The following is a 6,418-nucleotide window of genomic DNA, read 5'->3' on the forward strand; positions in this document are numbered from 1 at the left end:
ACTATTCATCACCTGCCAAGCGTTTGATGATAGTCACTGTTTGAATATCGTACATTTGTGCATAAGGTTTCACGTACACTTTTGTATCTAGACCAAATTCATCTTTGGTCGTACTTACAACTGTACCAATCGCTAAATCGGCTGGAGAATTCCCTCCTAGGCCAGAAGTTTGAACAACATCTCCTTCTTTTAAGCTACTTGATCCAGTTAGTTGTGTAATAACCAATGACTTTTCTTTTTGGTCATAGCTACTTAAAATACCAAAGTTTTCACCATCTTCTCCACTGATCCGCACTGGAAAATGGTTGGAATTTTGATTTTCAGAGGTTAACAACTCAACTTTAGAAGATGCTGCATTGACTTCGATCACGCGACCAATCAAACCTTTTTGCGACATCACGGCCATATTGATCTCAACGCCATCTTTCGTGCCCTGATCGACAACCAGCATATCTTGCCACGTATCAGGTGAGCGGTTGATAACATTTGCAGAAATTTTATCATAGTTGGTCAATGTTTCATTCAAGGCTAGTTCTTCTTTCAGCGCATCGATTTCTCGCTGATAATTATCATTGGATTGAGCCAGTTCATCATAGCTGTCCAACTTTTCTTTTAAACGTTCGTTTTCTTCATAAGTGACAAATAAATTTTTTACAGAATTGGCGCCATTTTCAATCCAGCGGATAGGGGCTGTGATTACCTTGTCAACGATCGCCATTGTATCATTTACTGTTGATTGAACAACATTTGTTGTATTCCCCACAGCTCTTGTGGCTATGGTCACACTTAAAACGGTCACGACTAAAATCACAATAATCAATGTGATAATAATATTTTTATTCGGATTAAACTTTTTCACAAAGACACCTCAAATAGTTAGAAACTGATAGGCTTAATTTTACCATTAAAATGACTGAAACAAAAGCTAAGTTGACCGTCTTAATGTTTTTTTTGTAATTGACTTTCTGAAAATTTCAACAAGAAAAAAAGAGACCTAAGTCTCTTAATCACGGCTTTGGATCACGGCTATCACACCTGCGTCAAAGGAAAAAGAAGCTGTTTCTGTGATAAACTCATTGCTGGCATAAGAAGTCGGTTGGGAAACATCCATGTTGTTCAATAGATACTTGCTTCCTTCTAATGTTAGATTGACCACCGGCGTCAAGCAGCAATATGCTAAGTACTTCATGCCTGCTTCATGCCTGATACGATAACTACCTGGCAAGTAAAAACTTATACTATTCTGGTGATCAAGCAAGCGAATATTGCCTGCAAAGGGTTGAAATCGAGGTTCTAATACAAGCCACAAATTCGCCAGCAAATGATCTAAACGCCCACCTGTCACGCCAATCAAATCGATAGTGGCTTCCGGATAGCGTCTCAGCGTTTCTGCTAAAGCGAGTTGTGTATCCGTATCATCTTTTTCTGGCGGTGCTTGAATAATCGTTTTGGCTTGACTACTGACTTGGTCAAACTCTTCTTGTGAAAGCGAGTCAAAATCGCCTATTGCAAGTGTCAAAGGATAGCCGGCTGCCAGTATATAGAGGGCCCCACGGTCAATACCGATATATATATCATATTGTTTTAAATCTGGCCATGTCTCGGGTTTGCCGCCTGCAACCAATAAAATAGTCATCTACTGCAACGCTTCCTTCAGTGCATTGATTTGTACAGCTGGTTCATCCGCATCATAGATATAACTACCTGCTACAAAAACATTTGCCCCAGCATCTAAACAGCGTTTGGCAGTTTCTGGAACGATCCCGCCATCCACCTCAATATCATAATGATACCCATTGATTGATTTCAATTCAGCCAACTCTTTGATTTTTTCAAGCGATTCCTCGATAAAGGATTGTCCACCAAATCCCGGATTCACTGTCATCACCAATACCTGATCACACATCGAAAGAACATGTTTGATTGCATCAACTGGTGTTCCTGGATTGATGACGACTTCCGCTTTGACATTTTCGGCAACGATCATTTGAACTGCCCGATGAATATGCGGTGTTGCCTCCACATGGACACCTATGATATCCGCTCCAGCTTCAGCAAACGCGTGGATATAGTTTTCAGGCTCAGTGATCATCAAGTGAACATCCAGTGGCAACTTCGTTACGGGACGAATGGCTTTAACAATATTCGGTCCCAAAGTAATGTTTGGTACAAAGTGCCCATCCATGACATCCACATGAATATAATCCGCTCCATGTTGCTCAACTAATTCTATATCTCTTTGCAGGTTTGCAAAATCGGCACTTAAAATCGACGGCGCTAACTTGATCATTTGATTCCCTCACTTCTTTTTTTTATAAACCGGACGTCGGTTCTCAATTTCTTCTAAAAATTGGACATAATTGGTGTAACGTGATGCTGCAATCAGTCCCGTTTCAACACTGTCTTTCACAGCACAGTTGGGCTCATTGATATGCATGCATTCGCGAAAACGACAGTCATTGGCAACTGCTAAAAATTCAGGGAATAACTTAGGCAATTGATTGCTCTCGATCGCTAAGAAATCAATAGAACTAAACCCTGGTGTGTCTGCTACTAACCCATCACAAAGGGGCAACAATTCCACGTGCCGAGTCGTATGTTTTCCCCGCCCTAATGATTCAGATATAGCCGCTGTTTCCAGTTCTAGTTCCGGCATAATTCGATTAAGGAGCGTCGATTTCCCCGCGCCGGACTGTCCCATGAAGACAGTGACACGTTCTGGGAAATATCTTTCAAGTGCCTGTAATTCTTCACCATCAGCTTTAGAAGTAATCACATGATAGCCGATTTTTTCGTAAATCGTTTCAATTTCTTGGATCATTTTCTCATCATTTACCAAATCAGCTTTAGTCAGAAAAATAATCGGTTCAATATCTTCGTATTCTAACGTGACCAAAAAGCGATCCAATAAATTAAAAGAAAAATTAGGTTCGATCAAACTTGTGACGACCACTCCTTGATCCACATTGGCGACAGGCGGACGAACCAATTGATTTTTACGTGGTAAAACTTCTAGTAAATAACCATCTGTACGACTGCTGCTTTCAAAAATGACTTCATCCCCTACTAGGGGAGTAATGTTACGATTGCGAAAGTTTCCCCTTCCCCGGGTCTGGAAGATCTCATCCGCCGCATCAACATAATAAAAGCCGCTCAAAGCTTTGATGATTTGTCCTTTCAAAAAGATTCCTCCTCATTTTTATTCTATTGTATCACACTATCACACTTCTTCAGCGATTTCTGAAGACAAAAAAAGCCTGAAGCATAGTTGCTTCAGACATAAAAAATCGGGAAGACAGGATTCGAACCTGCGACCCCTTGGTCCCAAACCAAGTGCTCTACCAAGCTGAGCTACTTCCCGATAATAGTAAACAAAAAAATAAAAAGACTACGCGCCCAAGAGGAGTCGAACCCCTAACCTTTTGATCCGTAGTCAAACACTCTATCCAATTGAGCTATGGGCGCATCATATAAAAATGCCGAGGACCGGAATCGAACCGGTACGGTGATCACTCACCGCAGGATTTTAAGTCCTGTGCGTCTGCCAGTTCCGCCACCCCGGCTTTATTGCATTGGCAAAAGCGGAAAACGGGGTTCGAACCCGCGACCCCCACCTTGGCAAGGTGGTGCTCTACCACTGAGCTATTTCCGCATAAATCCTGATGCCGGCTAAAGGACTTGAACCCTCGACCCTCTGATTACAAATCAGATGCTCTACCAACTGAGCTAAGCCGGCGATTTAAGTGCGGGTGAAGGGACTTGAACCCCCACGCCCGAAGGCGCTAGATCCTAAATCTAGTGCGTCTGCCAATTCCGCCACACCCGCATAGGTTATTACTATGAGCCGTGCAGGGCTCGAACCTGCGACCCTCTGATTAAAAGTCAGATGCTCTACCAACTGAGCTAACGGCTCATATGGGGGCTAACGGGTTCGAACCGCTGACCCTCTGCTTGTAAGGCAGATGCTCTCCCAGCTGAGCTAAACCCCCATAAGGTAAAAAAAACGCGTGGCGACGTCCTACTCTCACAAAGGGAAACCCTTCACTACAATCGGCGCTAAGAAGCTTAACTTCTGTGTTCGGCATGGTTACAGGTGTATCCTTCTTGCTATCGCCACCACACTATTCAATTGAGTAAGTGTTGCTCACTCAAAACTGGATTGAAGAATCAAAACTCTTCCGAGTTTCACATTAATCTTGGTTAAGTCCTCGATCGATTAGTATCAGTCCGCTCCAACTATCACTAGCCTTCCACTTCTGACCTATCTACCTGATCATCTCTCAGGGATCTTACTTTCTTAAAGAAATGGGAAATCTCATCTTGAGGTGGGCTTCACACTTAGATGCTTTCAGCGTTTATCCCTTCCCTACATAGCTACCCAGCGATGCCTCTGGCGAGACAACTGGTACACCAGCGGTAAGTCCATCCCGGTCCTCTCGTACTAAGGACAGCTCCTCTCAAATTTCCAACGCCCGCGACGGATAGGGACCGAACTGTCTCACGACGTTCTGAACCCAGCTCGCGTGCCGCTTTAATGGGCGAACAGCCCAACCCTTGGGACCGACTACAGCCCCAGGATGCGACGAGCCGACATCGAGGTGCCAAACCTCCCCGTCGATGTGGACTCTTGGGGGAGATAAGCCTGTTATCCCCAGGGTAGCTTTTATCCGTTGAGCGATGGCCCTTCCATGCGGAACCACCGGATCACTAAGCCCGACTTTCGTCCCTGCTCGAGTTGTAGCTCTCGCAGTCAAGCTCCCTTCTGCCTTTACACTCTTCGAATGATTTCCAACCATTCTGAGGGAACCTTTGGGCGCCTCCGTTACCTTTTAGGAGGCGACCGCCCCAGTCAAACTGCCCATCTGACACTGTCTCCCAGCCCGATAAGGGCTGCGGGTTAGAGTGGCCATAACGCAAGGGTAGTATCCCACCATTGCCTCAATCGAAACTGGCGTCCCGATTTCTACGGCTCCTACCTATCCTGTACATGCGGTACAGACACTCAATATCAAACTACAGTAAAGCTCCATGGGGTCTTTCCGTCCTGTCGCGGGTAACCTGCATCTTCACAGGTACTAAAATTTCACCGAGTCTCTCGTTGAGACAGTGCCCAAATCGTTACGCCTTTCGTGCGGGTCGGAACTTACCCGACAAGGAATTTCGCTACCTTAGGACCGTTATAGTTACGGCCGCCGTTTACTGGGGCTTCAATTCGTACCTTCGCATACGCTAAGCACTCCTCTTAACCTTCCAGCACCGGGCAGGCGTCAGCCCCTATACTTCATCTTTCGATTTTGCAGAGACCTGTGTTTTTGATAAACAGTCGCTTGGGCCTATTCACTGCGGCTGCTCGTTAGAGCAGCACCCCTTCTCCCGAAGTTACGGGGTCATTTTGCCGAGTTCCTTAACGAGAGTTCTCTCGCTCACCTTAGGATTCTCTCCTCGACTACCTGTGTCGGTTTGCGGTACGGGCCATTGTTTTCTCACTAGAAGCTTTTCTTGGCAGTGTGACATCAGAGACTTCGGTACTATTATTTCCCTCCTCATCACAGCTTGTCCGTAAAGTTAGAAGCATTTGACTCCTATCAAGACTTACTGCTTGAACAGACATATCCATCAGTCTGCATCTCTTAGCCTCCTGCGTCCCTCCATTGCTCAAACAAAAACAACGGGTACAGGAATATCAACCTGTTGTCCATCGCCTACGCCTTTCGGCCTCGGCTTAGGTCCCGACTAACCCTGGGCGGACGAGCCTTCCCCAGGAAACCTTAGTCATTCGGTGGACAGGATTCTCACCTGTCTTTCGCTACTCATACCGGCATTCTCACTTCTAAGCGCTCCAGCAGTCCTCACGGTCTACCTTCGACGCCCTTAGAACGCTCTCCTACCAATGCACCTAATGGTGCACTCCACAGCTTCGGTAATATGTTTAGCCCCGGTACATTTTCGGCGCAGGGTCACTCGACTAGTGAGCTATTACGCACTCTTTAAATGGTGGCTGCTTCTGAGCCAACATCCTAGTTGTCTGTGCAACCCCACATCCTTTTCCACTTAACATATATTTTGGGACCTTAGCTGGTGGTCTGGGCTGTTTCCCTTTCGACTATGGATCTTATCACTCACAGTCTGACTCCCGGATATGAATGTATGGCATTCGGAGTTTATCTGAATTCGGTAACCCGAGATGGGCCCCTAGTCCAAACAGTGCTCTACCTCCATCATTCTCAATTCCGAGGCTAGCCCTAAAGCTATTTCGGAGAGAACCAGCTATCTCCAAGTTCGTTTGGAATTTCTCCGCTACCCACACCTCATCCCCGCACTTTTCAACGTACGTGGGTTCGGTCCTCCAGTGCGTTTTACCGCACCTTCAACCTGGACATGGGTAGATCACATGGTTTCGGGTCTACGACAACATACT

The 6,418-nt window shown here is 45.7% G+C and carries 4 protein-coding genes, 8 tRNA genes and 2 rRNA genes; all 14 read right to left on the reverse strand.

All coding sequences use genetic code 11. The features are described from left to right. Position 1: 1 nt before the first annotated feature. Positions 2-859, reverse strand: a complete 858-nt coding sequence (gene mreC / locus A5886_RS15525) for a rod shape-determining protein MreC (protein WP_086275943.1) — start codon at positions 857-859, stop codon at positions 2-4. A 144-nt stretch (positions 860-1,003) separates the two neighbouring features. Continuing rightward, positions 1,004-1,636, reverse strand: coding sequence for a thiamine diphosphokinase (locus tag A5886_RS15530; RefSeq protein WP_086275944.1), 633 nt, complete (start codon positions 1,634-1,636; stop codon positions 1,004-1,006). Further along, positions 1,637-2,287 (reverse strand): ribulose-phosphate 3-epimerase, encoded by a 651-nt coding sequence (gene rpe, locus A5886_RS15535; RefSeq protein ID WP_306297908.1) that lies wholly within the window; start codon positions 2,285-2,287, stop codon positions 1,637-1,639. It lies immediately after the preceding gene. 12 nt (positions 2,288-2,299) lie between these two features. Beyond that, on the reverse strand, positions 2,300-3,181 hold the full coding sequence (gene rsgA, locus A5886_RS15540) for a ribosome small subunit-dependent GTPase A (RefSeq protein ID WP_086275946.1): 882 nt from the start codon (positions 3,179-3,181) through the stop codon (positions 2,300-2,302). Between the two features lie 106 nt (positions 3,182-3,287). Further along, positions 3,288-3,361, reverse strand: a tRNA-Pro gene (locus tag A5886_RS15545). A gap of 30 nt (positions 3,362-3,391) precedes the next feature. Then, positions 3,392-3,465: transfer RNA gene (locus tag A5886_RS15550), tRNA-Arg, on the reverse strand. A gap of 12 nt (positions 3,466-3,477) precedes the next feature. Continuing rightward, a tRNA-Leu gene (locus tag A5886_RS15555) sits at positions 3,478-3,563 on the reverse strand. A 17-nt stretch (positions 3,564-3,580) separates the two neighbouring features. Beyond that, positions 3,581-3,652, reverse strand: a tRNA-Gly gene (locus A5886_RS15560). A gap of 11 nt (positions 3,653-3,663) precedes the next feature. Beyond that, positions 3,664-3,736, reverse strand: a tRNA-Thr gene (locus A5886_RS15565). An 8-nt stretch (positions 3,737-3,744) separates the two neighbouring features. Beyond that, positions 3,745-3,826: transfer RNA gene (locus tag A5886_RS15570), tRNA-Leu, on the reverse strand. A 14-nt stretch (positions 3,827-3,840) separates the two neighbouring features. Then, positions 3,841-3,913, reverse strand: a tRNA-Lys gene (locus A5886_RS15575). A 3-nt stretch (positions 3,914-3,916) separates the two neighbouring features. Next, positions 3,917-3,989 (reverse strand) — tRNA-Val (locus A5886_RS15580). Positions 3,990-4,005: 16 nt separating this feature from the next. Then, positions 4,006-4,121 (reverse strand): 5S ribosomal RNA (gene rrf, locus A5886_RS15585). Between the two features lie 75 nt (positions 4,122-4,196). Continuing rightward, positions 4,197-6,418 (reverse strand): 23S ribosomal RNA (locus A5886_RS15590); the annotation flags it as partial.

Origin of the sequence: Candidatus Enterococcus testudinis, assembly GCF_002140915.1 — a bacterium.
Taxonomy (GTDB): Bacteria; Bacillota; Bacilli; order Lactobacillales; family Enterococcaceae; genus Enterococcus_D; species Enterococcus_D testudinis.